Origin of the sequence: Acrocarpospora sp. B8E8, from assembly GCF_039871605.1 — a bacterium.
GTDB lineage: Bacteria > Actinomycetota > Actinomycetes > Streptosporangiales > Streptosporangiaceae > Acrocarpospora > Acrocarpospora macrocephala.
The window spans coordinates 131,309-158,144 of the sequence record NZ_JBDPLV010000009.1; the positions used below are offsets into that span (position 1 = coordinate 131,309).

General features: G+C 68.0%; 27 protein-coding genes and 1 pseudogene. 15 read left to right on the forward strand and 13 right to left on the reverse strand.

The window, feature by feature from the left end:
- Positions 1-66: 66 nt before the first annotated feature.
- Entirely contained in the window at positions 67-657 is a 591-nt protein-coding gene (locus ABGB08_RS11010; RefSeq protein ID WP_347589043.1) for a dihydrofolate reductase family protein, read from the forward strand.
- A 36-nt stretch (positions 658-693) separates the two neighbouring features.
- On the opposite strand, the gene ABGB08_RS11015 is transcribed toward ABGB08_RS11010, so the two are convergent.
- Positions 694-1,104, reverse strand: a complete 411-nt coding sequence (locus ABGB08_RS11015; protein ID WP_347589045.1) for a hypothetical protein — start codon at positions 1,102-1,104, stop codon at positions 694-696.
- A gap of 223 nt (positions 1,105-1,327) precedes the next feature.
- On the opposite strand from ABGB08_RS11015, the gene ABGB08_RS11020 reads away from it, so the two are divergent.
- Positions 1,328-1,927 carry a hypothetical protein gene (locus ABGB08_RS11020; protein WP_347589047.1) on the forward strand — a complete coding sequence of 200 codons (600 nt, stop codon included), beginning with the start codon at positions 1,328-1,330 and terminating at the stop codon, positions 1,925-1,927.
- Positions 1,928-2,140: 213 nt separating this feature from the next.
- Here ABGB08_RS11020 and ABGB08_RS11025 read toward each other — a convergent pair whose 3' ends face one another.
- Entirely contained in the window at positions 2,141-4,069 is a 1,929-nt protein-coding gene (locus ABGB08_RS11025) for a Xaa-Pro dipeptidyl-peptidase (RefSeq protein ID WP_347589049.1), read from the reverse strand.
- A gap of 205 nt (positions 4,070-4,274) precedes the next feature.
- On the opposite strand from ABGB08_RS11025, the gene ABGB08_RS11030 reads away from it, so the two are divergent.
- The 3 genes from ABGB08_RS11030 (at position 4,275) to ABGB08_RS11040 (ending at position 5,747) form a co-directional block, all read left to right on the forward strand.
- Positions 4,275-4,835 carry a helix-turn-helix domain-containing protein gene (locus ABGB08_RS11030; protein ID WP_347589051.1) on the forward strand — a complete coding sequence of 187 codons (561 nt, stop codon included), beginning with the start codon at positions 4,275-4,277 and terminating at the stop codon, positions 4,833-4,835.
- A 120-nt stretch (positions 4,836-4,955) separates the two neighbouring features.
- Positions 4,956-5,312 (forward strand): hypothetical protein, encoded by a 357-nt coding sequence (locus ABGB08_RS11035; protein WP_347589053.1) that lies wholly within the window; start codon positions 4,956-4,958, stop codon positions 5,310-5,312.
- 252 nt (positions 5,313-5,564) lie between these two features.
- On the forward strand, positions 5,565-5,747 hold the full coding sequence (locus tag ABGB08_RS11040; RefSeq protein WP_347589055.1) for a hypothetical protein: 183 nt from the start codon (positions 5,565-5,567) through the stop codon (positions 5,745-5,747).
- Between the two features lie 24 nt (positions 5,748-5,771).
- On the opposite strand, the gene ABGB08_RS11045 is transcribed toward ABGB08_RS11040, so the two are convergent.
- Complete coding sequence (locus tag ABGB08_RS11045) at positions 5,772-6,698, reverse strand: NAD(P)-dependent alcohol dehydrogenase (protein ID WP_347589057.1); 927 nt, start codon at positions 6,696-6,698, stop codon at positions 5,772-5,774.
- 228 nt (positions 6,699-6,926) lie between these two features.
- Between ABGB08_RS11045 and ABGB08_RS11050 the strand changes: the two genes are divergently transcribed.
- Positions 6,927-9,215, forward strand: coding sequence for a LuxR C-terminal-related transcriptional regulator (locus ABGB08_RS11050; protein ID WP_347589059.1), 2,289 nt, complete (start codon positions 6,927-6,929; stop codon positions 9,213-9,215).
- Positions 9,216-9,224: 9 nt separating this feature from the next.
- Here ABGB08_RS11050 and ABGB08_RS11055 read toward each other — a convergent pair.
- Positions 9,225-9,452, reverse strand: a pseudogene (locus ABGB08_RS11055) (3-oxoadipyl-CoA thiolase); the annotation flags it as partial.
- 371 nt (positions 9,453-9,823) lie between these two features.
- Here ABGB08_RS11055 and ABGB08_RS11060 point away from each other — a divergent pair.
- The 5 genes from ABGB08_RS11060 to ABGB08_RS11080 are packed head-to-tail and all read left to right on the forward strand — an operon-like array spanning position 9,824 to position 13,768.
- Positions 9,824-10,852, forward strand: a complete 1,029-nt coding sequence (locus ABGB08_RS11060; RefSeq protein ID WP_347589061.1) for an ABC transporter substrate-binding protein — start codon at positions 9,824-9,826, stop codon at positions 10,850-10,852.
- Between the two features lie 7 nt (positions 10,853-10,859).
- Positions 10,860-11,696, forward strand: coding sequence for an ABC transporter permease subunit (locus ABGB08_RS11065; protein ID WP_347589063.1), 837 nt, complete (start codon positions 10,860-10,862; stop codon positions 11,694-11,696).
- A 10-nt stretch (positions 11,697-11,706) separates the two neighbouring features.
- Entirely contained in the window at positions 11,707-12,528 is an 822-nt protein-coding gene (locus ABGB08_RS11070; protein WP_347589065.1) for an ABC transporter permease, read from the forward strand.
- Complete coding sequence (locus ABGB08_RS11075) at positions 12,525-13,346, forward strand: ABC transporter ATP-binding protein (RefSeq protein ID WP_347589067.1); 822 nt, start codon at positions 12,525-12,527, stop codon at positions 13,344-13,346. Before ABGB08_RS11070 ends, ABGB08_RS11075 begins: the two co-directional genes overlap by 4 nt.
- A gap of 5 nt (positions 13,347-13,351) precedes the next feature.
- Complete coding sequence (locus ABGB08_RS11080) at positions 13,352-13,768, forward strand: VOC family protein (RefSeq protein ID WP_347589069.1); 417 nt, start codon at positions 13,352-13,354, stop codon at positions 13,766-13,768.
- Between the two features lie 65 nt (positions 13,769-13,833).
- Here the strand turns inward: ABGB08_RS11080 and ABGB08_RS11085 are convergent, their stop codons facing one another.
- Positions 13,834-14,607 (reverse strand): SDR family oxidoreductase, encoded by a 774-nt coding sequence (locus ABGB08_RS11085; protein ID WP_347589071.1) that lies wholly within the window; start codon positions 14,605-14,607, stop codon positions 13,834-13,836.
- A gap of 134 nt (positions 14,608-14,741) precedes the next feature.
- On the opposite strand from ABGB08_RS11085, the gene ABGB08_RS11090 reads away from it, so the two are divergent.
- The 3 genes from ABGB08_RS11090 to ABGB08_RS11100 are packed head-to-tail and all read left to right on the forward strand — an operon-like array spanning position 14,742 to position 16,964.
- A complete protein-coding gene (locus tag ABGB08_RS11090) occupies positions 14,742-15,260 on the forward strand; it encodes a carboxymuconolactone decarboxylase family protein (RefSeq protein ID WP_347589073.1) in 519 nt (172 codons plus the stop codon).
- Positions 15,257-16,057: an SDR family NAD(P)-dependent oxidoreductase gene (locus ABGB08_RS11095; protein WP_347589075.1), complete on the forward strand. Its 801-nt coding sequence runs from the start codon at positions 15,257-15,259 to the stop codon at positions 16,055-16,057. Before ABGB08_RS11090 ends, ABGB08_RS11095 begins: the two co-directional genes overlap by 4 nt.
- Positions 16,050-16,964, forward strand: coding sequence for an amidohydrolase family protein (locus ABGB08_RS11100; protein ID WP_347589077.1), 915 nt, complete (start codon positions 16,050-16,052; stop codon positions 16,962-16,964). The genes ABGB08_RS11095 and ABGB08_RS11100 overlap by 8 nt, the downstream gene beginning before the upstream one ends.
- A gap of 31 nt (positions 16,965-16,995) precedes the next feature.
- Here ABGB08_RS11100 and ABGB08_RS11105 read toward each other — a convergent pair whose 3' ends face one another.
- Complete coding sequence (locus ABGB08_RS11105) at positions 16,996-17,724, reverse strand: GntR family transcriptional regulator (protein ID WP_347589079.1); 729 nt, start codon at positions 17,722-17,724, stop codon at positions 16,996-16,998.
- A 180-nt stretch (positions 17,725-17,904) separates the two neighbouring features.
- On the opposite strand from ABGB08_RS11105, the gene ABGB08_RS11110 reads away from it, so the two are divergent.
- Positions 17,905-19,275, forward strand: a complete 1,371-nt coding sequence (locus ABGB08_RS11110; protein WP_347589081.1) for an FAD-binding oxidoreductase — start codon at positions 17,905-17,907, stop codon at positions 19,273-19,275.
- A gap of 5 nt (positions 19,276-19,280) precedes the next feature.
- Here the strand turns inward: ABGB08_RS11110 and ABGB08_RS11115 are convergent, their stop codons facing one another.
- The 7 genes from ABGB08_RS11115 to ABGB08_RS11145 form a co-directional block, all read right to left on the reverse strand.
- Positions 19,281-20,237, reverse strand: a complete 957-nt coding sequence (locus tag ABGB08_RS11115) for an alpha/beta hydrolase (protein ID WP_347589083.1) — start codon at positions 20,235-20,237, stop codon at positions 19,281-19,283.
- 194 nt (positions 20,238-20,431) lie between these two features.
- Positions 20,432-22,012 carry an FAD-binding oxidoreductase gene (locus ABGB08_RS11120; RefSeq protein WP_347589195.1) on the reverse strand — a complete coding sequence of 527 codons (1,581 nt, stop codon included), beginning with the start codon at positions 22,010-22,012 and terminating at the stop codon, positions 20,432-20,434.
- 172 nt (positions 22,013-22,184) lie between these two features.
- Entirely contained in the window at positions 22,185-22,745 is a 561-nt protein-coding gene (locus ABGB08_RS11125) for a nuclear transport factor 2 family protein (RefSeq protein WP_347589085.1), read from the reverse strand.
- A 27-nt stretch (positions 22,746-22,772) separates the two neighbouring features.
- Positions 22,773-23,219, reverse strand: coding sequence for a nuclear transport factor 2 family protein (locus ABGB08_RS11130; RefSeq protein WP_347589087.1), 447 nt, complete (start codon positions 23,217-23,219; stop codon positions 22,773-22,775).
- Between the two features lie 103 nt (positions 23,220-23,322).
- Positions 23,323-24,342 carry a dihydrodipicolinate synthase family protein gene (locus ABGB08_RS11135; RefSeq protein ID WP_347589089.1) on the reverse strand — a complete coding sequence of 340 codons (1,020 nt, stop codon included), beginning with the start codon at positions 24,340-24,342 and terminating at the stop codon, positions 23,323-23,325.
- Positions 24,343-24,365: 23 nt separating this feature from the next.
- Positions 24,366-25,832: an NAD-dependent succinate-semialdehyde dehydrogenase gene (locus ABGB08_RS11140; protein ID WP_347589091.1), complete on the reverse strand. Its 1,467-nt coding sequence runs from the start codon at positions 25,830-25,832 to the stop codon at positions 24,366-24,368.
- Between the two features lie 16 nt (positions 25,833-25,848).
- Positions 25,849-26,829: an ornithine cyclodeaminase family protein gene (locus tag ABGB08_RS11145; protein WP_347589093.1), complete on the reverse strand. Its 981-nt coding sequence runs from the start codon at positions 26,827-26,829 to the stop codon at positions 25,849-25,851.
- Between the last annotated feature and the right edge of the window lie 7 nt (positions 26,830-26,836).

The following is a 26,836-nucleotide window of genomic DNA, read 5'->3' on the forward strand; positions in this document are numbered from 1 at the left end:
GTCCGATCCGGGGCACCGGCTCCGACGTCCCAGGCAGATCCGGTCTTCGGAAGGGAGTAACCCACCATGGGCAAGGTAATCGCGAGCGCGACGGTCTCATTGGACGGCTTCATCGCCGACGAGTCGGACCAGGTAGGTCCGCTCTTCGACTGGTACAACAACGGGGACGTTCCCTTCAACGGCGGCGACCCAGAGCGGGTCTTCCACGTTTCGGCCGCCAGCGCCGCGTATATGGAGAAAACCTGGTCGCGGATCGGAACGGCGGTGATCGGCCGTCGCCTGTTTGACATCACCAACGGCTGGAACGGCCGCCCCGCAGCCGGCGACGCCGTCTTCGTGGTGACCCACGAACCGCCGACGGACTGGCCGTTCCCGGAGGCGCCGTTCACGTTCGTCACCGCTGGCCTGGCTAGTGCGATCGCCCAAGCCAAGGCCGCAGCCGGTGACAAAGACGTGTCGCTGACCGGCGGTGACCTGCTGGGCCAGGCCCTGGCCGCTGGCCTGGTGGACGAACTCCAGGTCGACCTGGTCCCGGTGGTGTTCGGCAAGGGCGTACGGTTCTTCGGCGCGTACGACGGTCCACCCGCGCTCCTCGGCAACCCGGAGATCGTCCAAGGCGACCGGGTCACCCATCTGCGATACGACGTCCGTCGATAGGAAGGATCGGCTCGGCGAACCACGGATGCATGGATGTCACACCGCCTGCCGGTAAGCGGTGGTCACGGCGTTCAGCGCCCAGCGCATGCGGCTGGCGAAAGACTCGGGATGGTCACCGGCTTCCTGGGCGACGAAGGCGGCGCACACCGCGGCGTCGCCGTCGCAGGAGCACAGCCTGTCGTCGATGGCCGTCCTGATCTTGTCGGGCGAGAGGTCGTCTGAGGGCTGCAGCGAGGATGCGAACAACACCTGGGCCAGGTCTGATGTGGTCAACATGCCTTCACTGTGCGCCCGATACCGGGCTAAGAACATCCGGGGCGACCACTGATTCACCACGGTAAGAACCACGTAACTACCAGACGGGTCGTAGGGGTACGGGCCGTCAGGGTAAGCGGCCAGCGCGCCCCGGACGCGGTCGAGCACGTCCGGCCTCGCGTACTTTCTCACGGCGAGATGGGCCAAGCGCACCAACATGGCCGATCATCATGCCGTGGTGACGCGTCCCGTGCCGGCTCGCACAACTATGCCGGGAGCCGCCTGCCGCTGGCCGAGAATGGCCACACCACTGATGCTCACGACGGCGAGCCGCGCGGCGTTATCGACATCCCTGACCAAAGGCCCCACCCATCCCGTGGCGACCACGCAAACCCAACCAGCACAGGAGCCGACCATGCACCCCCGACTGCTCGAAGCGGTACGCAACAACGCCGTCTGGTGTGAAGCGGTGTGCGTGACACACGGGCTGCCCGGCAGGTTTGGCGAGCGCGCGTGGACCAACCCGGCCAGGACCCCGATGCACTATCCGGACGCCATCTCGCTGACCCCGGACGCGACCGCTCAGGACGTGCTCGACGGCATCGACACGAGCTCGGGCGCCTCGGTGAAGGACAGCTTCGCCACCCTCGACCTGTCGGCCGCCGGGTTCACGGTGCTCTTCGAAGCCCGATGGATCCACCGCCGGGCAGGCACACCGGGTGAGGAGTGGCAGGTGGTGACCGATCCGGGGGTCCTTCCCGAGGGGGTCTTCCGCCCGGACCTGAACGCCGACGACACGATCACCCTGCTGCGCGACACTAGAGGCAACAGCGCGGCGCTCAACACCAGCGACAATGTCGTCGGCGTCTCCAACGTCTCCGGCGACAACCCCTGGCCCGGCATCGTCGCCATGGCCGCCCGGCTCCACCCCGGCCGCGACCTCGTCGGCTACGAAGACGAAGCGCCTGACGGCTTCACAGTGATCGGACCGCTGAGAGTCTGGTTCAAAGACTGACCAACGCGACACCAGCGCCGAAGCAGGCACCGGCGGTCTCAACGATCCATACCTAAGTGAGCATCGCCGCTGGATGTGCACGCGGAGGCCGGCGAGAGGGCGCGGACAACGGCGAGCCCCCCTCATGCGGCTAGATGCGAGCACAACGCGTCGGCGGGCGGGCCCGGCGGGGATGCCGCCGGGCCCTGAGATCTGCCGGGGATCGTCCCGGTATCAGTAGAGACGGTTGTCCGGCACCGGCAGGTCGATCTCGCCGGGGCCGATCCAGCTGCCGCGCCTCGCCGCGACGTCGCTGTCGTTCAGCACGGGACCGGCGCCGACGACGAGCGGGATCCGCACCCTGCTCCTTTGCAGGTCGATCGTGACGTTGGTCCCGGTGGCCGTCTCGCCGCTGTAGGTCGAGTCGGTTCCGGCGATCACCAGACCCAGCCGATGCCCCTGCTTGAAGGTGTAGTCCTGCGGCAGGGTCTCCCATTCGACCTCGCCGTACGTTCCCGGGGCCAGCGGGGAGGACTCACTGAGCGAGTCGCGATTCTGCACGTCGATCCAGCCGCGGGCCACGATCTCCAGCGGCCGGGTGACCATGTTCGTCACGACCTTGCGGTAGCAGCCGTCGTCGGTGGCGGTGGCCTCGCCGTAGCAGCTCTCCTCGGTCAGGGTGGTGATGCCCTGCCCGCGCCTCCAGTCGATCCTGGAGTCGTCCCCGAAGTCCACGAGGAGCGCGGTCAGGTTGGCGGTCGGCTTGTCGAGCGCCACGCTCAGCTTGATCACGGGCGTACCGGACAGGCGCAGGTCGCCGGGCAGCTCGCCGGTGGTGAAGGCCACCCGACCCGGCTGAATCGTGCCGACGTTGGCGACCATCGTGTTCTCCGACTGGCGGATGTCGGTGAAGGTCGCGGTCTCCCCCTTGCCGGCCTGAACGAGGCCGAGCGTCCCGTCGGCCGCCGGGCGGAAGACGTGGCCCGACGCCTCCGACGCGGGCCAGTCACGCTGAGTGATCCACTCGGTGGGACCGACCTGCACGTCGGCGCGGGGCTCCCGCATGATGTCGTTATTGACGCCCATCAGCCAGTAGTCGAACCAGCGGTGCAGCGTGTCGACCCACACGTCCCGGCGTCCCTCGAAGTCGAAGGGATCCACATGCTGGTACTGGCCGACCCAGATCTTGCGCGGCACGCCCCGCTTGGCCAGCGCGTCCCACCAGGTGGAGAAGTGGTCGGGCTTGACGTTCAGGTCGTTGACCGTGTGCACGGCGAACACGCTGGCCCGCACGCTGCGGGCATCGCCCAGCGTGCCGTCGATGTAGTCTCGCTCGGCCCAGAAGGGGTTGTAATTGCCGGTGTCGTCGCCGTCCTGGGCGTCCAATCCCGCCCGTACGGCGGCGCACTTGGCGATCGGGTCGGTGTCGACCGCCCTCGCCAGGAAGGACATGTAATCGTAGTTGTAGACCACGCCGTTGGAGCGCTGGTACTTGTACCAGGAGCTGATCGCGGAGATCGGGACGATGGTCTCCAGGCCCTCGACGCCGGTCGCCGCGACCGCGTTGGCCAGCGTGCCGTCGTACGACTTGCCGATCATCCCGGCCTTGCCGGTGCTCCAGTCGGCGAACGCCCGCGTGCCGTCGGCGCGGTAGGCGGCGGCGCGGCCGTTCAGCCAGTCGATGACGGCCTTGCCGCCCAGCACGTCCGCCCGCCCGCCGACGTCGGGGCAGCCGTCGGACCTGGTGGTTCCGATCATGTCGACGTTGAGCACCGCGTACCCGCGAGGCACGAAGTAGTTGTCGTAGAACAGCGGGAACTTGGCGAGGTTGCCCGCCGAGTCGTAAACCTTGCGCTCGGATTCGTTGCCTCGGCCGGAGTTGTCGTAGTACGGGCTCTCATCGATGATCGCCGGCACCTTGAGGCCGGGACCCGACTGGTTGGGCCTGATGATGTCGACCCGGACCCGGTCCAACTGCCCGTCGGAGTCGCTGTCGATGCTCGACTCGACGTAGACGTGTTCGCGGATGGCGTCGGCGTAGGAGAAAACCGGCTGGGTGCGCGCCTGTTCGACGGTGATGGTGGGGGTGCTGAGCGCCTGCACCGGGGTGGCTCCGATCAGGACCAGACCCACGGCGATGACGGCTGCTCGTAACGGTGGCACAGATGCCTCCAGAGACTCGGGGGAAACATCCGTAATCTCCGGCATTGTCCGTATATCTACAAGATCTCTTTATAGGTTCGACATCACCTTGGTTTTACTGTGTGACATTGCACATTCAACAGGTCTGTGTAAACGACGGCGAGCACCAGGTGACACCAGGCGCACCCGCTTGCACGATTATTCGTGCATGATTTATCGTGGATGTGTGACTGATTCCATCGCGGACCTTGGGACGGCGAAGGCGCTGGCCAATCCGGTGCGCCAGCGCATCTTGCGGGAGCTGGAGATCCTTGGTGAAGCCACCTCCACGACGCTGGCCGACCGGCTCCGGATCACTACCGGGGGCACCAGCTACAACCTGCGGATCCTGGCCGGGCACGGGCTTGTCGAAGAGGTGCCGGATCGAGGGCAGGGGCGGGAGCGGTGGTGGAAACTATCCCGCCGTAGCGTCCGCTTCCCCATGCTCAGCCAGCAGAGTCCTGAGTTGCAGGCCGCGATCGAGCAGCTCAACGCGTTGTGGCTGACCGAGGATCTGGAGACCTTCGCCCGCTTTCAGACGGAGCGTGAGCGGATGGGCGAGTGGTCGGACGCCATGCCGTACTCACGCGGTTCGATCCGGGTGGACCTGGATGAGCTCGCGGACTTCTTCGAGGACTACCTCGCCCTGCTCAAGCGATATCAGCGCGACCCGGAACAGACCCCCCGGGGAGCGCGCACGGTGCTCACCCGGTTCATCGCCTTCCCCGACTCTGAGGAGGACGTCTGAGCTGAGTCGATCCTGGGCCGTCGAGCGGCAACTCAACGGCCCAGGCAGCGGAAGCCGCCACACCTCGCCCGATGGGCGAGGCCCTGATGTGACCAACTTCCAGCCAAAGGAGAGCACTCCGTGCTGCCCAAAAGCAAATACCGAAGGTTAGGCCGCTGGATCGCGGCCGTCTCGGCCGCCCTGTCCCCGCTGACCATCCCGGCACCCGCCGCGGCAGATGACCTCGTGAACACCGACGTCACCTTCCAGAACGGCACCACCACGCTGTACGGCACCGTGATCGCTCCTGCCCCGACCGGAAAGCGATGGCCGGGACTGGTGCTGATCGCCGGAGCCGGAGCCCGCGGTCGCGACTCCTACCGGCCTGAGGCCGAGGCTTTCGCCAGAGCGGGGATCGTGGTGCTGATCTATGACAAGCGCGCCGGATACTCCCGGGCGACCAGCGCTCCGACCAGCCACCTCCCCAGACGCTGGTGAGCGAGCCCGTGCGCCCGCTGGCCTGGTACGAGTCGATCAGCCTGCAGCTCACACTGCTAGCGGTGATGCTGACGGCGTTCGCCGGTTTCCTCGTCAGCGGGCTCTTTCGCAACAGACTTCGCCGCAGTCCGACGTCGGTCCGTCGGCTGGCCTGGCTGACGGCTCTCGGGGGGCTGGTGACCGTACTCGGCACTCTGACGTATCTGTTTTCGATCGTCGCGACCGGCGCCACCAGCGTGGGCGGGCGGCACCGTGCTCGGCCGACCGCCGCTCTGGCTGCTCCTGCAACTGCTGGCGGTCGGGGTGATCGCCGCGGGAGCGGCCCTCGCCGTCCGCTGGCGCCAGTCGGGCGGCGGCGTCCGGCTCGGCCTGCTCATGGCAGGCGGAGCGGTCTTCGTTCCCTGGGCAGCCTATTGGGGCCTGCTCACCCCGTAGTCCCGGCGACATCAGACTGATGCCTTATACGATGACAATGACCTTTCCCCTGGCATGTCCTTTTTCGAGGTAAGCGATGGCCTCGGGGACTTCGTTCAGCTGATAGGTCCGATCGATAACTGGTGCGATCTTTCCCGCCTCGAGAAGACCGCTCAGAACGGTGAGATCGTCCTGGCTCTCCCTCGCCAGAAAGGAAACCATCGTCTGGCTCACGATTCGTGAGAGCACGATCAGCTTGAGCACGCCGATCACAGGGCCGGCCCACTGGCCCTTGGTCGGCGCAGCTCCCACAAGTATTCCCCGGTGAGCGAGGGCGCGCCTGCTTTCCGCTGGGGTCCGGTTTCCCACCAGGTCGATAAGCACGTCATAGCGCTGCCCGGTACGGGTGAAATCCTCCTTGGTGTAGTCGATGACCTGATCGGCGCCGATCGACAGGACCATCTCAACGTTCGGTGTGCTGCACACGCCGGTCACCTCGGCGCCCAGCGTCTTGGCGATCTGCACCGCGAAAGTCCCGACACCGCCCGCCGCGCCGTTGACCAGAACCTTGTGCCCGGGCTGGATCCGCCCCTTGTCACGCAGCGCCTGCAAGGCGCTCAACGCCGCCACTGGTACGGACGCCGCCTGCTCGAAGGTCAGGTTGGCCGGCTTCTTCGCCAGCATTCCGTTCTCGGGAAGGCTGGCGTACTCGGCGAACGACGCGGCGCGATCAATGAGACCCACCCCTCTGCCGCCGAACACCTCATCCCCGGGCTGGAACTTGGTGACGTTCTTGCCTACGGCTTCGACATGTCCCGCCAGGTCTCCGCCCATTCCGCTGGTCTTGGGGCGGAAGAGGCCGACCTGGGTCCGGGCGATGTACGGCTTACCCCGCATGAAGTGCCAGTCCAGCGGATTGACCGAGGCCGCACGCACCCGGATCAACACCTCATCGTCGTTGACGGCGGGCACATCGACGTCCTGGAGTCGGAGGACGACCTCAGGCGAACCGTAAGCGTAGTAGCGGATTGCCTTCATGGTGCGCCTCATATTCACCGATTCAGAACCCTTTCACGCGAGCGTGCGTCGGCCGCCAGCCTAGGCAGCACGCGCGAGCGTCGAAATCACTGAAATTCGTGATTAGGTGGCTAACACCGATCGGCGGCGGCGCCCGTAGCGGTAGTAAAGTCCATGTCAACCATGGCCAGACCCCCGCGCCGCTCCGGCAACCTGCAGGCGGAGACGACCAGCTTCATAGGCCGCCGCCGCGAGCTGGCAGAAGTCAGGAAGAAACTCACCGAGGCCCGCCTGGTCAGCCTCGTCGGGCCTGGCGGGGTCGGCAAGACACGCGTCGCGATCCGGATCGCGACCGACCTCGGACGTGGCTTCCCCGGCGGCGCGTGGTTCGTCGAACTCGCTGAAGTACGGGATCCCGCACTGGTCGGCGACGCCGTCATCGTGGCCCTGGATCTGCGGAACCAGGTAGTCACCGATCCCCTGGCCCTGCTCCTGTCCTACCTACGGGACAAGGAACTGTTGCTGGTGATGGACAACTGTGAGCACCTGCTCGAAGCAACCGCTCGGCTCGTGACGGAAGTCATGAAGGCGGCGCCAGGTGTGCGCGTGATGGTCACCAGCCGGGAGCCGCTCGCTGTGCCGGGTGAGCACGTGGTGCCCATCCCCCCTCTCGAACTGCCTTCGACTCACGTGGCCACGCCTCTCACCCAGCTGCGGCAGAACGAGGCGGTCATGCTGTTCGTGGAACGAGCCGCCGCCGGATCAGGCAGGTTCGAGCTGGCGGCCGCGAACCAGGCGAGCGTGGTCGATCTGTGCCGCCGCCTCGACGGTCTACCGCTGGCGATCGAACTGGCGGCGGTGAGGACACGGGTCCTCACCGTCGAGCAGATCCTCGATCGCCTGACCGACCGGTTCGGTCTGCTCACCGGAGGAGGCCGCGTCGCGCTGCCGCGTCAGCAAACGCTGCGTACCACCATCGACTGGAGCCACGACCTGCTGGCGGCAGGCGAGCAGACGCTGCTGAGGCGGCTGTGCGTGTTCGCGGGCAGGTTCACCCTCGAAGACATCGAGTCGGTTTGCACATCCGGCGACGTTCCGGCAGCGCATGCGCTCGGCTTCCTGTCGTCGCTCGTCGACAAGTCCCTGGTGATGAAAGAGGACGCCAAGGGCTTCGCCTCCTATCACCTGCACGAGACCATGCGCGAATATGCCCGCCTCAAGTTGCGGGAGGCCGGTGAGGAAGAAACCGTCGCGCGGCGATGCGCCGAGTACTACGAGTCGAGGTGCCGGCGATCCGCGGCCGAAGCTCGATATCGGCTTGTGGAGTGGCTCGAATGGATGGATCTGGAAATCGACAACGTCCGATCGGTCCTGCGGCGATGCATGACTCCGGAGGGCTCGGCACGCGGAATCGCCCTCGCCTACGCCCTCGGCTGGTATTGGATGACCCGCGCGACCAGTGAAGGTGTCCGGTGGCTCGACGAATTGCTCGCGCGCGGGGGCGGCGATTCCCGGACGCACGCCAAGGCGTACTTCATGCGCGGGTTTCTGGCCGTGTTGCAGTCAGATCCTGTGGCCGCCAGGCCGGCGCTGGACCGAGCGGTGTCGGCGGCTCGGGAAGCGGGCCTGCCCAGCCTGCTGTCGCAGTCCCTCTCGCTGGCATCGATCGCCGCGAGCATGGCCGATGATCGCGCATTGGCCGAACGCTTGGCCGATGCGGCCCAGGTGCCCGCGAAGGATCTTCCCGCGACGCTCATGTCGCTCCAGGCGCGGGCGCTCAACGGTCTCTTCGCCGGCGATCTCGACGTGGTCAGGTCCGCGGCGAGGGAGGGCGCACGGCTCAGCCGGGAAGCGGGCGACCTCTACAGCCTCGGCATGATGCTGATGAACCTGGGCTTGGCCACGCTGATCGCCGGTGATCTCGACGGGTCGGAGCCGCTGTTCGCGGAAGCCCTGAGGATCGCGGAACAGATCGATGACCGGGTGGCACAGCACCATTTGCTCTACGCGTCAGGCTGCCACGCGGCGAGTTCCGGCCAAGCGCGGTTGGCGGCACAGCTGTTCGGGGCGGCCGAAACCGTGCGAACGAGCATCGGCGCGAGCGTCATGTCATTCCTTGGCCCATTGCTGGCCCGAGCCGAGAATTCGGCGACGGCGGCGCTGGGGGCGCCCAGGTTCGAGGCCGAGTTTGCTACCGGGAAACATCTGAGCCGAGACGCCGCGATCGGACTCGCGCTCGGCGAGCCGACGCCCGTCGCCGCCGCTGCAGACGACGTCGGCGCTCCGCCGCTGGGGAAGCGGGAAGCGGAGGTCGCACGGTTGATCGCCGAGGGCCTGAGCAACAAGCAGATCGGAACGCGTCTCTTCATATCCGAGCACACCGTCGACAGCCACGTCCGCAGCATCTTGAACAAGCTGGGGTTCAACTCGCGTACGCAGATCGCCGCCTGGATGGCGTCGCCGAAGCGGTAACCGCCACCGTCAGCGTTCGATTACCAGGGCCAGTCCTTGGCCGACGCCGACGCACAGGGCGGCGAGCCCGGTGCCGGTGCCCGCGACGGCGAGCTGGTGGGCGACGGCTCCGGCGATGCGGGCGCCAGAGGCGCCGAGCGGGCGGCCGATCGCGATGGCGCCGCCCCGCGGGTTGACCACCGCCGGGTCGAGGTCAGGCCACTCCCCCAGGCAGGCGAGCGCGTGCGCCGCCGTACTTCCCGATCGGGGTGCGTACGGCGTCGACGATGTAGACGTCTCGGAAGCGGTCGGCCATGAGGAATCAGCACCAGTTCGGCGGTGGCGGGGTCGGGCTGTCGTGAGTCACAACAGCTCACGCTAGTGTCGACAGTTTTTATCGTCAAGGGCGGCCAACCGGAGCGCTTCTGCGTCTGTCCACGCACCCATCCGCACCGACGCTGGCGTGCGAACTGGCCAGAATGTCGACAGATTTGGCGTCAATTCGGCATCGGACGCTTGACCCGGCCTTGTGTCGACAGTAGGTTTCGGACACATTACGACTGGGTGCACGGCCGGCCGTAGACCAGGCCCCCATCGCACCTACCGGTAACGTCCCGCAGAGGAGCAACATGTCGCGAGGTTCGTTGGGCCGGGCGGGCCGGACCCGCCTTGGCGCCACTATCGCCATCATCGTCGCCGCCGCCGGCACACTCAGCGCCTGTGGCGGTAGCGACGCCCCGGCCGGCACGGGCGGGGACGGTACCGGCAACACCAACAGCATCACCGTCCTCCGCTCGACGGGCGCGACGTTCGAGCCGCTGTACATCGCCGAGGAGCAGGGCTACTTCAAGGAGGCCGGCCTGAACGTGACCATCAAGCCCGGCGCCGCCGACACCTCGCAGAACGCGCCGTCGATCGTCAACGGCGAGGCGCAGTTCGCCATGACCGACAGCCCGGGCTTCCTCAAGGCGGCCGCGTCCAAACTGCCGGTCCAGATCGTGTCCGCGCTGCAGGTCGCGACCAGGAAGACCCCGCCGAGCGACGGCCTCATGGTCAAGCCGGACAGCCCGATCAAGTCCTTCGCCGACATCGGCGGCAAGACGATCGCCGTGGCGGCGCTCGGTGGCAGCGTGCAGTTCGTCACCGAATACGCGGCCAAGCAGGCCGGCGTCGACCCGTCGACGATCAAGTTCGTGGCGCTGCCGCTGAACGGCCTGGTCGACGCGGTCAAGAACGGCCAGGTCGACGCGGCACACACGTTCGCGTCGTTCTTCGACGCGGCCAAGGCCCAAGGCCTGACCGCCATCGGCGAAGGCACCAACATCGTACCGGGCCTGCCGCAGTCGGTGCTGTTCGCCGACAGGACCTGGCTCGCGGCCAACGCCGCCGCGGCCAAGAAGTTCACCGACGCCGTCGCCAAGGCGGTCACCTACGCCAACTCGCATCCGGACGACGTGCGCGCGATCGACGTCAAGTACACGACGATGGCGCCTGAGTACATCAAGAACCGGCAGATCCAGATCTACAGCGCCGAGGTCGACAAGGGCGTCGTGTCCATGATCATCAAGGAGATGCTGGGGTTCGGGCTTCTCAAGGTGGCCCCGGACGAGAGCACGATCTACTGGGACCAGATGCTGACCACCACGAGGTCGGAGTGACCGCATCATGACCACACCGGTCCAAGCGGCGACCACCGAGGTCTTGGAGCCCGCCGCGGCGGGCTCCAAGACCCGTGGCCGACGGGCGAGGGTCCACGCGTACCAGCTGCTGTGCGTGGTCCTCGTATTGCTGCTCTGGAGCGCGACGACCGTGTCCGGGCTGTTCACCGCGTCGTCCTTGCCGAGCCCCGCTTCGGTGGCGACCGAATGGCTGCACCTGCTCGGCACCCCGGTGTTCTGGCAGGCGGTCTGGGACACGCTGCGCGGCGCGCTCGCCGGGCTCCTGCTCGCGGGGGCCGTCGGCGTGCCACTGGGCCTCGTCACCGGCACCTACGCGGCCGCCGAGCTCTCCTCGCGCATCCTGGTTGACTTCCTCCGGTCGTTCCCGGTCATCGCGCTGCTGCCGGTGTTCCTGCTCATGCTCGGCTCGACACCCGAGATGAAGTCCACCGTGGTCTTCATCGCCTGCGTCTTCCCGATCTTCCTGCAGGCGCAGTACGGCGCCCGCAGCGTGCCCCCGATGATCTCGGAAACGGTGCGGGCGTACCGGATCCCGCGGCTGCTGCGCTACACCAAGGTGGTGCTGCCCAGCGCGACGCCGTCCATCATGACCGGCCTCCGGCTGGCCGCCACCACCTCGATCCTGGTCGCCATCGGCGTCGAGATCCTCACCACACTGCCGGGGATCGGGCATGAGGTCACCCAGCAGCAGCAGAACGGCAACTCGGCCGTCGCGTTCGGCTACATCTTCACCGCCGGCCTGCTCGGCTACGGCATCAACCGCGGGTCGATGCTGCTCGAATCGATCCTGCTCCGCTGGCGCCCACCGGCGCACACGGCCTGAGGGGAGCCCGGTGTCCCGCACGTTCCTGGTCTCGGCACTCAAGCAGCTGTGGTTGCCTGTGCTCGTCATCGTGCTGCTGTGGGTCGGCACAGCCCGCAGCACCAACTTCTACTTTCCGCCGTTCGGCGACATGATCGGCGCGATGTGGGCCAACCTCGCACAGGGCGGCCTCCTTGAGGACCTGTGGTTCAGCCTCAAGAACATCCTCGCCGGGCTCGGGCTCGCCATCGTCGTCGGTGTGCTCGCCGGGCTGATCATCGGCGAGCACCGCCGGCTGCGCGAGTCGCTCGGCCCCATCCTCGACTTCGCCCGGGCCACCCCGACCGTCGCGTTCGTGCCGGTCATCATCCTCACCCTGGGCATCGGCGCGACGCCGAAGATCTTCCTGATCTTCCTGGGCTCGCTGTGGCCGATCCTGCTCAACACGATCAGCGGCGTCGAGGGCATCAACCCGGCCGTCCTGGAGACCGCGCGCAGCTACCGGATCCCCTGGCAGCTGCGGCTGCGCCGGGTCATCCTGCCGGGCGCGACGCCGCAGATCGTGGCCGGCGTGCGGATCGCGCTGTCGGTGGCCGTCGTGCTCATGGTGGTCAGCGAGATCTACGGGTCGCCGGTCGGGCTGGGCAACTTCATCCTGCAGAGCGGCAGCAGCTTCGCGGTCACCGACACCTGGGCCGGGACCATCCTGATCGGACTGCTCGGCTACGGGCTGAGCGTGGTACTGCTGGCCGTGGAACACGTGCTGCTCGGGTGGTACTTCCAGCGGCCGCCCCGCGTCCGCCGCAACACGCAGGGCCTGGCCCTGCTCGAACGAGAGGTCCCCACCCGATGAGCGACTCCGACCGGCTGGCTCCCCTTTCGGTCACCGGACTGCACAAGAGCTACGGCCCCCACGCCGTGCTCGCCGACCTCAACCTGTCCGTGGAGCCTGGCTCGTTCGTCTGCATCGTCGGGCCCTCCGGCGCCGGCAAGACGACGCTGCTGCGCTGCCTGTCCGGGCTGCTCGCCCCCACGTCCGGGTCGGTGCGGTACGGCGAGCGGCCGGTGAACCAGCCCTTGGCGGAGATCGCGGTCGTGTTCCAGGACTACCGCGGCTCGCTGTTGCCGTGGATGCGGGTTCGGGACAATGTCGCCTTCCCCCTGGAGGGGCGCGGGGTGAGCCGTTCGGCACGCCGGGCCCGGGCCGACGAATGCCTGGCCGCGGTCGGCCTGCCCGACGTCGGCGACAAGTACCCCTGGCAGCTCTCGGGCGGCATGCAGCAGCGGGTCGCGATCGCCCGCGGCCTCGCGTACGACGCGGCCGTGCTGCTCATGGACGAACCCTTCGGCTCGGTCGACGCGCAGGCCCGGTTCGACCTGGAGGACCTCGTCCTGCGGCTGCGCCGCGACCTCGGCATCACCGTCATCGTCGTCACGCACGACATCGACGAGGCGGTGTACCTGGGCGACCGGGTGATCGTCCTCGGCGGACAGCCGGCGACGGTGATCGACAACCTCACCGTCGACCTCGGCCAGGACCGCGACCAGATCCATACCCGGGCGCTGCCCCGCTTCGCCGAGCTGCGCACCCGGGTGCTGACCCGCATCCGCGGCGGCGCGGCGGCACCGGACCCAGCGCCCCCGGCTCAGCTGGACGTGAGCCGCACATGAGTCGCATGAGGGTTCGGTTCGACCACGTTGGTCTCTCGGTGCCCGACCTCGAGGCCGCCACCGCGTGGTACTGCGCCGCGCTCGATCTCACGGCCGCGCCGCCGTTCGCCGTGGCCGGCACCGACCTGCGCGGCATCATGCTGCTGCACGAGGAGAGCGGCTACCGCATCGAGCTGCTGCACCGGCCGAACGCCGGGCCGGGCCTGGCCGCCGGCAGCGCCCTGGAGGCGGTGGGCACCCTCGGCTACGGGCACATGTGCCTGTGCGTCGAGGACGTCCAGGCCGAGTACGACCGGCTCATCGCGGCCGGCGCCACGACCAGGATGACGCCGTCACCGGCGCCCCGGGCGGGCGCGACCGTCTCGTACGTCGCCGACCCCTGGGGCAACCTCATCGAGCTCATCGACCGCAAGGAAGCCTAGGCGCGCACCCCAGGCGGCCGGCAAAGACGCACGCGGCCGGCGACTGGAGCGTGCTTTCCTGTCATTCAGGCGGCCGTGACACCGCCGTCGACGCTGAACGTGGCGCCGGTGGCCCAGTTCGCCTCGTCGGAGGCCAGGTACACGGCGCACCAGGCGATGTCATCGGGTACGCCGAGCCTGCCGAGCAGCGTGCGGGCGGTGACGGTCGCCGCGAGGTCGCCGGTGGTGAGGCCCGCGCTCGCGGTCGCCGCGGTCTGGATCAGCCCGGGGGCGATGCTGTTGGCCCGGATGCCGTGCGGGCCGCCCTCCACCGCCAGCTGACGCGTCATCGACTGCACCGCGCCCTTGGCCGCGCAGTGGGCGACCATCGCCAGGTGGCGGCTCCCGCGAGAGGAGTTCACCGAGGCGAAGTTGATGATGGAGGCGTTGCCGCTGCGGATGAGCCAGGGCCAGGCCGCCTGGCAGGCGAGGAAGACGAGGTCCACCTCGCCGGCGATGGTGGGACGCCACTGCGTCTCGTAGTCCATCTCGCCGATGCCGGCCATGTGCGGCGGGATCGCGCCCGCGTTGACCAGGACGTCGACGCGGCCGTACTCGTCGGCCGCGGCCTGGACGTATCGCCGGGCGTCCTCGGGCCGGGTGAGGTCGATCGGATGCAGCGACCGCAGCGGCGTGCCGCGCTCGGCCGCCTGGGCGACGGTCGCCTCGGCGGTCGCCGGGTTGATGTCGCACCCGAGCACCGTCGCCCCCTCGGCGGCGAATCGCAGCGCGATGCCCTGTCCGATGCCGGCCCCGATACCGGTGACGAGCGCTACCTTACCTGCCAGCCGATCTGCCATCCCTACCCCTTCGATTGAGTGTATGTCGACACTATCAAGCTATCACCCGGGCCAGAAGGCTGATTCACTTAGAGTTGATTTACTTTCTGTCGACACTAGGCTAGAAAGGACGCCAACGACTAGGGGAGGAAACAGTGGCGCGGATACCGGTGGCGGCGCTCGACGCGGCGGGGAGCGACGTGCTGCGTCGCGTCCTGGACCGCCGGGGAGGTGCCCTGCGCCCGCTCGACAAGGTCCTGCTGCACAGCCCGCCGCTAGCCGACGGCTGGAACGGCCTGCTGGGGGCGATCCGCGGCGGGCTGGCGCTCCCGGCTTTCGTCCGCGAGCTCGTCATCCTGCGCATCGCGGTCCTCAACCGCGCGTCCTACGAGTGGGTCGCGCACGAGCCGGTCGCGCGCCGGGCCGGCCTGAGCGACGCGCAGCTCACGGCGCTCAGAGCCGGTGACCTGGCGCCGTTCGACGAGCGCACCCGGGCGGTGCTCGCCTACACCGACGCGATGACACTTCAGGTCGACGTCGCTCCGGCGGTCTTCGACGCCGTCCGGGCGCACTTCGACGACGCCCGGCTGGTCGAGCTGACCGGCACGATCGCCGCCTACAACATGGTGTCGCGGTTCGTGGTCGCGCTCGGGGTGACCGAGGTGGACCGGTGACCGGGCGGCTGGCCGGGAAGGTGGCGTTGGTGACCGGGGCCGGGAGCGTCGGTCCCGGCTGGGGCAACGGCCGGGCCACCGCGGTGATCTTCGCTCGCGAAGGGGCGCGGGTGCTGCTCGTCGACCGCGACGCCGAGTCGGTCGAGGTGACCGCGAAGCAGATCAGGGCCGAGGGCGGCACGGTGCTGACCCGCCTGGCCGACGTCACCCAGCCGGACGACGTCGAAGCCTTCGTGTCGGCGTGCGTCGACCGGCTCGGCGGGCTCGACGTGCTGGTCAACAACGTCGGCGGCTCACGGGCGGGCGGGGTCGCCCAACTGTCCACAGAAGACTGGCAGCGGCAGCTCGACGTCAACCTCACCAGCGTCTTCATGGCCTGTAAGCACGCCGTGCCGGTGATGCGCGCCCGGGGCGGCGGCTCCATCGTGAACATCGCCTCGGCCTCCGGCCTGCGGTGGACGGGCGCCGCGCAGGTCGGCTACGCGGCTGCCAAGGCCGGGGTCATCCAGCTGTCGCGGGTCACCGCCGTCCAGTACGCGCCGGACCGGATCCGGGTCAACACCGTGGTGCCCGGCCAGCTGCACACGCCGATGGTCGAGGCCCGCCTGGCCGGCCAGCGCGCCGGCGGCGACGTGGAGAGGCTGCTGGCCCAGCGGCAGGCGCGCATCCCGCTCGGATTCATGGGTGACGGGCACGACACCGCCTACGCGGCCCTGTTCCTGGCGAGCGACGAGTCCCGCTTCGTCACCGGTACCGAGATCGTCGTCGACGGCGGGATGACGGCGCGCTGTGACTGACAGCCTGATCTCCACCGCCGCCGAGCACGGCCCGTATCGGCCGTCAGAAGGCAACCCGCCGCCGCATCCGTCGCCCCGCAAGCCCGCCCTGGCACTGCCGGCGGACAGTTGCGACTCGCACTGCCACGTCTTCGGGCCGGGCGCGCTGTTCCCGTACGACAAGGACCGCACCTTCACCCCGGTCGACGTGCCGCGGCAGCAGGTCGCCGCCCTGCACGAGCACCTCGGGCTGGGCCGGGCGGTGGTCATCCAGTCCGCGTGCAACGGCTTCGACCACAGCGTGCTGCTCGACGCGCTGGGCCACGGCGGCGGCCGGCTCCGCGGGGTCGGGCTCATCGACGAGCGGACGCCGCCGGAGGAGATCGCCCGGCTGCACGCGGCCGGGGTGCGCGGCTTCCGCTGCAACTTCCTGCCCCACCTGCGCCGGGCCCCGAGCGAGGCCGAGATCGCCATGCTGGCCGCCTCGGTGGCCGGCCTCGGCTGGCACACCGAGATCCACGTGGAGGGTGAGGGCGTCGTCGAGCACGAACGGTTCATCGCCGCGCTGCCGACGCCGGTCGTCATCGACCACCTGGGCCGGATCGACATCCGGCGGGGACTCGGCCAGCCCGCGGTCCGGAGCCTGCTGCGGCTGCTCGACACCGGCCGCGTGTACGTCAAGGTGAGCGGGATCGACCGGGTGTCGCGGCAGGGCCCGCCCTACGCCGATGCCGTCGAACTGGCCGCGCTGCTCGTACGGCACGCGCCGGAGCGGGTGCTGTGGGGCACCGACTTCCCGCACCCGAACATCGCCGGGAACCCGCCCGACGACGGGCTCCTGGTCGACCTGCTGGCCGAGATCGCGCCGAGCGCGGAGCTGCGCGACCTGTTGCTGGTCGCGAACCCCGCCGCCGTCTTCGACTTCTGACCGCGCGTCCCGGCCGCGTGCCCTGGCTGTGTCAGTCGCTCGACTGGCGTTGCGACCAGTCGCTCTCCTCGATCGCGCGCAGCGCGGCGACCGTCGCCCGGGACAGCAGCATCGCGGCCAGCTCGCCGTCGCGGTCCTGGATCGCCTCGAAGATGCGCAGCTGGTCGGCCACGCTGGCGGCGAGCCGGCCCGGCTGGGCCAGGCTGGCGTGGCGGAGGATCAGCGTGCGCAGGGCGAGCGAGTCGAGGATCCCTTTGAGCGTCTCGTTCCCGGCGATCTGGGTCATCCGCTCCTGCAGGGCCACGTGACCCCAGAAGTAGCCGTCGACGTCGCCGCCGGCGGCGTCGGCCTCCATCTGGGCCAGCCGCGCCCGCAGCTCGATCAGCTCGTCGTCGGTGGCCTTCTCGGTGACCAGCCCGCCGACGAGCGCCAGCAGGTGCTGACGCACGAAGTAGATCTCCCGCACCCGCTCCAGCGTGAAGGCGGCGACCCGGGGCCGCTTGCGGGCGCGGATCTCCACCAGGCCCTCGGACTCGAGCAGCATGAGCGCCTCCCGCACCGGGGTCCGGCTGCTGTTGAACCGGTGCGACAACTCGACGCTGTTGAGGTCCTCGCCTGGCCGGAGCCGGCCCTCGATGATGCCCAGGCCGACCCACGTGGCGACCTGCACCACGGACGGCTCGCGGCGCTCGTTCAGCTTGAGCAACCGCACGAGCTCGATCGAGCGGTCCGCTGAGGGCGCTGCCGGTGCTGTGCTCATCTGTCCTCTCGCGGGGTGAGGTGGTCGTTCGCCCGTACAGTCTCGCGCATTCGCGATCGTCGCGCACGTCCAGGCCCGACCCACACTTGTCGACATTCAACGGAGATTATCCACGTTCCTTCCGATACTATCGACTCGATAACCCATTAGTGTCGACACTATGGCTTGGAAGGCGGAACCGTGGCGAATCACATCTTTCGCGGCAGACTGCTGCGACGCGGCATGGACGGTTACGAGCTCGCCCGGCGGGCCGCCGTCTGGAACGAGCGCAAGCCCGAGCGCTACCCGGACGCGATCCTGCTCGCCGAGCAAGAGGACGACGTAGTGGCGGGCGTACGCCTGGCCGCTGACAACGGCTGGACAATCGGCATCCGGTCGGGCGGCCACTCCTGGGTCGGCAACGGCATCCGCGACGGCGGTCTGTTGCTCGACCTGTCCCGGCTGGACGGCATCGCCCTCGACGTCGGCGCCCGGATCGCTCGCGTCGGCCCGGCGGTCAAGGGCCCGGCGTTGAACGCGCGCCTCGGCGAGCACGGCCTGTTCTTCCCGACCGGTCACGCGCCGACCGTCGGCATCGGCGGCTTCATCCTCGGCGGTGGCTACGGCTGGAATTCGCGGTTCTGGGGGCCTGCCTGCCTGAGCATCCGTGCCATCGACGTGGTCCTGGCCGACGGCGAGCTCGTGCACGCCGACGACGCGAGCCACCCTGACCTGCTGTGGGCTGCCCGAGGCAGCGGGCCCGGCTTCTTCGGTGTGGTCACGCGGTTCCACCTCGACGTCCACCCGGCGCCGACGCGGATCCTGCGGACCGTCCATACGTATCCGATCGCCCTGCGCGATGAGGTCCTCGGCTGGTCGTACGACATCCTGGAAACGTTGTCGCCGGCCGTCGAGATCTCGGCCAAGGTCGGCCACGCTCCCGGGCTCGACGCGCCCGCGGTGTCGTTGACCTGCACGGCCTTCTGCACGCCCGACACGGGCGAGGACCTCCTGGCGCCCATTGAGGCGATCCCGGTGCGGGACAAGGCGATCCGCGCGACGGTCAACCAGGAGACGACCATCGCCGCGCTGTACGACGCGGCCGACCGGCTCACGCCCGCGGGCTACCGGTGGGCGCTGGACGGCATCTGGATGGACGGTGACAGCGGGGACGTGCTCGACGCCGCCAGACCGATGCTCGACGACATCCCGCCCGGACTCAACTTCGTGCTGTGGATGCTCTGGGGTGGGTACCCCGAGCGGGCCAACGCCTGCTGGTCGGCGCAGGCCAAGCTCTACCTCTCACCCAACGCCGGCTGGATCGACCCGGCCGCGGACCTGCGGCACGAGCAGTGGGCGCACGGGACCCTCGCCGCGATCCAGCACCGCTCGAAGGGCCTGCAGTTCTCCGACAACAACCTCGCCGACCGGTTCGACCTCGGCCTGAGCGCGACGAACGCCGAGCGGGTCGAGGAGATCCGCAGCCACTACGACCCGAACGGCAGATTCAACGGCTACATGCGCCCCGGGGAATCCACTACGGCCTACGCCACCTGGCTGCGGACCGAGTGAGATCATCAGCGCCCTGCTCCTCGACCTCCGATCCGGTTCCGCCGCAGGAAGGCGAGGATGGTGCGGTTGAACAGGGCGGGGCGCTCCCAGAAACCGTTGTGCCCGCACTCGGGGAAGATCACCTGCTTGGCGCGTGGGACGCCACGGCCGAGCTCGCGAAGCATGGCGGGTGGCGTATAGAGATCGGCGTCGCCGGTGGCGAGCAGGATCGGGACTCCGGCGGCGCCCAGAGCCGCGGCTGTCACCGTCGCCTTGGTGCGCTGGCGTCTGCTGGCCGGCGGAGCGAGCGCGGCCTCGGCCAGCCACGTGGCGACGCCGCCGGGATTGGTCGCGCGGTACGAACCGGAGAGTTCCTGGAAGTCCTTCGGGAGGGTATCCCACTGCGGTGGGCGCAACGCGTTACTGCGGGCGGCGTAGGCGGGATCCCCGACGGCCACCAGACTGCAGGTGAGCGCAGCGCTCGCGACCCGATCGGGATGGGAGAGAACGTAGTCAGCCGCCGCGATCCCGCCTGCCGCGGTGCCGACGAGATGGATGCGCGCGAGTCCGAGGTGCTCGACGAGCGCGTGCAGGTCGTCCGCGTACGTTCCGGTGTCACCCGCGGGCCCGAGATCCGAGTTGCGATGGCCACGGCGTGAGTAGCCGATGACCCGGAATCCCGCACTGGCCAGCACCGGCTGCTGGTAGCCCCAGGATGCGCCGCTACCGGTGGCGGCATGACCCAGAACGACCGGATCGCCCTTCCCACCGGTGTCCCAGTACCACAGGTCACCCCCGCCAAAGGACACACGTCCCTCGGTCGCCGGGACCTGCGGTGGCACTGGAACGGGTTGGAGGTCGTCGTCGGATGCCGGCTTGGCGACGGCCGCCGCAGCGGGCAGCGCGGGCACAGCGAGGGCCGCCGCGGCGAGCCCGGCGCCTCCCAGGACGTGCCGACGAGAGATGGACAAATACCGACTCATAAACTTCTCCCAAATACTGTCGACAATATTGGTCCGTTAGCGTGCATGAACGGCAACAGAATAGTCCGCTTCAGGCAATTCTGTCGACACTTCTCTCGTAGGTGGGTCGGGTGTGACCTCGATGTCGAGGAGCATGCGGCAACCCGGGCGGCTCACCAGGGTTTCGTGAATGAACCGCACTCAGGCATCGCCGGTCAGGGCCGGTCGCGGAGGGCCGCGGGCCAGATGCCCTGCTTGCCCGGAGACAGGATTCCCGCCGGATCGACCGCATCCTTGATCTTCTCGACGAACCGCAGGTAGGCGTGATCGTTGAAGGAGAACTGCTCGGCGGCGAGGTCCATGAAGCTGAGATGCGCGCGGTACGCGCCGTATCCGAGCTTTCCGGCCTCGCGTACGAGACTCTGGAGCGTGTCGTAGACCCGCTGAGCCTGCTCTTCGTCGTTGAAGGTGAAGTTGCTGCCGCTGACATAGATCGCGCTGCGCGCGCTGATCGCCATGATGTCACTCTTGAAGTCCAACCCCGCCGCCTCGACCATCGGCCGGAACTTCTTGATGAACCGCAGCACCTCGGCGCCGAGCAACGGCACGACGGGGGCGAAGTCCATGTGCCCGCCTCGGGTCCCGCCGTTCCATCCGGCCATTCCGAGCAGGTCAAGGTTGGCCACGCCGGAGGCGACCCGATCAGAGGGGTGCTCGAGGTTCCTGGCTTCCTCCGGCGTTGTCTTCTCGCCTCGGACTTCGACGCCGGGAATGGAGGTGAACGCCGCCCTCAGCTTCTCGTACTTGTGGTCGACGATGGCATTGTCTCCCCACAGGGAGAGCCGCATCATCCACCGGCCGATTCCCAGCTCCCGGCCGACCTTGTCGAGAACGGCGTCTGGCATCGGGCCGTCGCCGTCGTACCAGTCGGAGCGTTGCGACAACATGGACGCCGCGGTCGGCGTGTTCATGATGCACGGCACACCCGCGACGGTGCCGTCGAGGAGCAACATTCGGAGGGTGTCGACCAGCTGGACGATATCGTCCTCGTTGCGCGCCGTGATCGTGAGGGGCATGACCACCTCCGGGAGGGGTTGGAGCCATACGCCCATCTTCGTGACGATCCCGAAGTTGGACTGCATGAACAGCTGGTCCAGCGAGGGCCCCAGCCCGCGCCGGTACAGGTTCCAACTGCGGTTCCCCGGCACGCCGCCCATCCCTGTGCGCAACAGCCTCCCATCGGCCGTCACGATCTCCATGCCACACGGAGCCATGAAGTCCTGGCCGTAGGCCATGTAGGTGACACCGTGGTCGAGAGAGTTACCCACGACGCTGCCCCAGCCGATGTCGGGGACGGACAGCATCAACGGATGCCCGCCGTCCCTGAGTGCGGTGTAGAGCTGCAGGAAACTCACTCCGGGTTCGACCAGTGCGTACGCGAGGTCGTCATCGATCTCCAGGATCCGGTTCATCCGACGCAGGTTGACGGTGACAGAGCCCGTCAGCCGCGGTCCCGCGCCGCCGTAGCCGTTGTTGCGGCCCTGGCTGTTCGTCCACAGCGGCACGCCGTACTCGCCCGCGACGAGGATGATGTCCTGGATCTGCTCGACGGTCTCCGGCTGCACGACCGCCGACGGGGTGTGCGCGTCCCAGCCTTCCGGCTGGAAAGGGTCGCGGAACTCACGGAACGCCTCGCCCGAGGTCAGAACATGTTCAGCGCCGACGATCGCTTCGAAACGAGCAATCGCCGCCGAACGCGACATCTCCGACGGCCCACCTGCCATTAGGGACACCATCACGAATCTCTCCCTTCCGTCTCTCTGGTTCTTAAAACGAAAGCCCGGACAGGCCCGCTCGGTCGCATTTCCGGAGCATCCTGCCCTGATCGCTGCTCCGCGCTCGTCGCGTCCAACCGGTCATGGGCGTGAGGTGTGTCATTGCGAATGAGCGCCGCGATGCGTGCGCGCGTCATTCCCCTTCGGTGTTCTCGCCGGCGGCGGGACGGTTTCCGGTGAAGTCATCCATGCCGATGAAGAAGTAGGTGAAGCGCCAACAGCCATCTGCCTGGCGCCGCAGTTCGCCGTTGTAGAAGACGCTGGCACCGAGGACCAGGCCGTCTTTCGCGACCGTGACCACGCAGAACGCCAGGGCCTTCGCGGTGCCGGCCCCGAGGTCGAGTTCTTCGACCAGCACGTTGGATATGACGTGGCGGCGTTGATCCCTCGTCTCGTCGAAGATGGCCGAAAGCTTGTCCTCCACCATCGTGCGGCCGCGGTAGGTCGCGAACGGCTTGGCCGAACCGAGCGCGACGTCGTAGACGACGTCCTCGGTGAAACACGACCCCGCGACGTCGGCCCTGCACTCGTCGTGACCGATGCCGAACCGATAGAACGCCTCGGCGATCTGGGCGCGAGCGGCAAGTGCCTCCGGCGACCAGTCAGCGGGCTGAAGGGTCTTCATCGAGACCTTCCCCTGCCGGTGGGCCCACGCCTGCGGAGGAAACGTCTCGACCTTGTCCTGCGTCGTCAATTCCTTGGTCTCCTCAGCTTCTGTAGATCAAATGTCGGCCACGACGGTGCGACTGGCCAGGCGCCAACCAGCCTCGGTCCGCACGAAAACGTCCTCGTGAACTCCCGAGAGCACGATGTTCCTTCGCTTGGTCTCCGGGTCAATCTCGATCAGCAGGGTGTACGACCATGCGGTCGCCCCGCCGCGGCCGTCGGACTCGATGATCGGGTTTCCCGTCCAATGGCGCGCCAACCCACGCCGCCTGGATGCGGCCCATTGCGCGAATTCGAGCAGTGCCTCAGCGCCGTGATGTGAGTACTGCTCTTTGCGGCCGTCGGCGTCCGAGGAAACCACCTGGTAGGTGCCGTTCGTCGTGAACGCGGCGACGAAATCCGTCGTGCGGCTGAAATCCAATGCCTTGCAGACCTGGGCGATCAAAGTTTGGATCTCCAGGTGGTCCCGCAGGTCGAGTTTGCGCGCCGAGCCGTCGCTCATGTGAGCCTTTCGTACTGGGAAGCCGCCGAGTGATGACTTTCGAGAACCCGCTCAGCCGAGTGGGCTCGCCCATGAACCACCATGCTCGGAACCGGCGGCCGGCTCAGAGCGGGTTGCGGCCGATGAAGAACTCGCGCAGCGGTTCCATGCTGGGGTTCAGACCGGCATCGATGAGTCCCTTGCGGAACGCGGTCATTTGCTGGTCGTGGATGCGCTGCGTGGGCTGGCGAAGGGGTCCGCCGTTGTAGCCCTGTAGCCAACCCTGAAACTTCCACGCCTGGCGGTTGATGAAGTAGCCGCCGTGAATCGTGGGCGAGAGCGCGCGGGCGACTTGGCGGGCCGGATGCAGCTGCCAGTAGATCTTCGCGGCGTCGTCGTATTCGCCGGCGCGCAGCAGATCGAACACGTGCGGGATCGTCGGGCCGTAGAACTCGTGATTGCTCGTCGCCGACAGCTGGATCGGCATGATCTGCGACAGTGGAAGGAGATCGCCTTCGATCGGCATCGAGACCACGACTTCGTCGCCGAAGTGGCGATGACACTCGATGACGCTCTGCACACCCGGAAAGCCACCCTCAGCCTTGATCGCCGCAATGTTCGGGCAGGCATCGAGCAGCCGGCGGATGAGGGCGACCGGAATGTCGGACGGATGGATGCGAGAGCCGAAGCCCCACAGATACATGGGGAACAGCATCACCGCGAGGTTCGTAGCGTCGCACACCGCTTTGGTGTAGTCGAAGATCTCCTGCTCGGTCTCGGGGTAGAAATTCGGTGGATACGACAGCAGCACGAGTTCGGCTCCGGCGTCCTCGGCTCCCTTCAACGCCTCGATGTTCTGCTCGAGGTTTCCGAAGCTCGCGTGGTGGACGACGATCAGCCGGTCGCCTGCCTCATCCTTGATGACGCGCAGGAAATCGTGGTACTCGGTTAGAGAGATCGCCACCTCGGAAACGCCGAGCGTGCCGACGAACCCGTGCTCGATGGCCAGTCTTGTGTCATGGCGAATCGCCTTTTCGTTGATGTTCCGCAGGTCCGCGGTGAAGGACGGGATGGTGCAGTTGACTACTCCGATCAGGTGCTGACGTCCCCATTCGCGGGCCTCGTCTCTGTTGTATCGAGCCATGTCGCAACCTTTCGAGATGTGATTCAGGAAGGCCCGGCGCCATGCCAGGCGAGGTATTTCAGTTCGAGGTACTCATCGATGCCGTAGATCGATCCCTCTCGCCCGATGCCGGATTGCTTGACACCCCCGAAGGGAGCCACCTCGTTGGAGATCAAGCCGGTGTTGATGCCGACCATGCCGGTTTCGAGCGCGGCACTCACCCGCCAGATGCGCTCCGGATCCCGGGTGTAGAGGTACGCGGCCAGGCCGAACTCGGTTTCGTTGGCCTGGCGGATCGCCTCCCGCTCGTCGGTGAATCGCACCAGCGGGGCGACAGGACCGAACGTCTCCTCCTTGGTCACCACCATGTCGTCGGTGACTCCGGTGAGCACCGTGGGTTGGTAGAACAGTTCGCCACGCGGATGACGGGCGCCACCCTGGAGCACGGTCGCGCCCTTGGCGACCGCGTCGGCCACATGCGATTCGACCTTGGCGATGGCATCGGCGTCGATGAGTGGACCCTGCTGTACGCCCTCGTCGAAACCGGCACCGACTACGAGATCGGCGACTCGGCGCGCCAGCCGCCGCGCGAAGGCGTCATAGGCGCCGTCTTGGACGTAGACGCGGTTCGCGCTGATGCACGCCTGTCCTGTGTTCCGGTACTTGGTGGCGATCAGGCCGTCGACGGCGGCGTCGACGTCCGCATCGTCGAAGACGAGAAACGGGGCGTTGCCGCCCAGCTCCATGGAGGTCTTCTTGACTGTGGTGGCCGACTGGGCCAGCAGTAGCCGGCCGACCGCGGTGGAGCCGGTAAAGGTCAGCTTGCGCACCAGGGGGTTGCCGGTGAGCTCGGCGCCGATCTCGATCGGGTCGCCGACGACGACGTTGAACACGCCGGGCGGCACCCCCGCCCGATCGGCCAGGTCAGCCAGGGCGAGCGCGGTGAGCGGAGTCTGCTCGGCCGGCTTGAGCACCATCGTGCAGCCGGCCGCGAGGGCCGGACCGGCCTTGCGGGTGATCATCGCGGCCGGGAAGTTCCACGGCGTGATGGCGGCGCAGACGCCCACCGGTTCTTTCAGCACCACGATGCGACGGCCTGCTTCCGGCGCCGCGATGACGTCGCCTGTCACCCGTTTGGCTTCCTCGGCGAACCACTCCAGGAAGGACGCGGCGTAGTGGACCTCCCCCACCGCCTCGGCGAACGGTTTGCCCTCTTCGTGGACGATCAGGCGGGCGAGATCATCGGTAGCCGCGCGCACCAGCTCGAACCAGCGCCGCAGGACACCGCTTCGCTGTTTGCCGGTAAGCGCGCGCCATTGCGGCCAGGCCCGGTGGGCGGCCCGGATCGCCTCGGCGGTCTCGCTTCGGCTGATCTTCGGCAGCGTGGCCAGCAACCGGCCGGTGGCGGGATCGCGCACGTCGAACGTGCCGTCGGCACCGGAGGCGACCCAGCGTCCGTCTATGTAGGCACTGTTCCGCAGCAGCGCCGGATCGGTCAGCTCTCGTTTCATGCCACGTTCTCCGGGATCACTTGACGACTGTGCTCAGGCGGACGGGAAGTATCGTGCCGAGCTCCCGCTCCTGGGCGCGCTGCAGGCACATGGCGGCGACCGCGAGATCCTGGAGGGCCGAACCGACCGACTTGTAAAGGACGATCGCCTCCGGCGACGGCCGGCCGGGAGCGCGGCCGCTGAGCACGTCGTGGAGTGGGAACAGCTTGCCCTCGATCGATGCGCCCGCATTCCGGGCGGCGATCAGGTCACCGGTTTGGTGCGCGACTTCGTCGGGTTGGTCGGCGACGATGAGATCGGCGCGTCCGATGGCCTCTTCATCGAGCTCGCGCTGTTCGGGCAGCGTGGACCCGATCGAGACCACGGTCATCCCGGCTTCCAGCCACGCACCGTGCAGGGTGGGCCGCTCGTCACGAGATCGGGCGGCGCAGACGACGACATCGGCGCCGGCGACCGCGGCCTCGGCGCCGGATGCCGTACCGATCGGTACGTCGAGATCGGAGAGACTCTCCACGAACCGCAGCCGGCTCGCGGGATTGGGACTGAATACCGTGACAGCCGCCAGCTCCCGGGCCGCCGCCAGGGCTCGGACGTGCTGTTGCGCCTCGAATCCCGACCCGATGACCGCGGCACGCAAAGCGCCGGCCGGGCTCATGGCGTCGATCGCGAGCGCGGACGTCGCCGCGGTACGAAAACCGGTGATGAGACTTCCGTCCAGCAGTGCCAGGAGTTCGGTGGATCGCTGATCGAAGAGCGGGATCAAATAGGTGGCGCGCCGCCCCACGGTCGAGGCGGCGATCAACTTCGCCCCCATGATTTCGCCGCCGGGCAGTACGCCGGTGAGTGTCCGAAGCCACCCACCCGGCGTCCGTGCCATCGACCGGGGTGGTAGCCGGCTGTCGTCGGTAGGAGCGGAGTATGCCGCGCGCAGGGCTGCGATCGCGCCGTGCCAATCGAAGACAGCCCGTATGTCGGCTTCGGTGAGAAACCTGGTCATGGTCGTC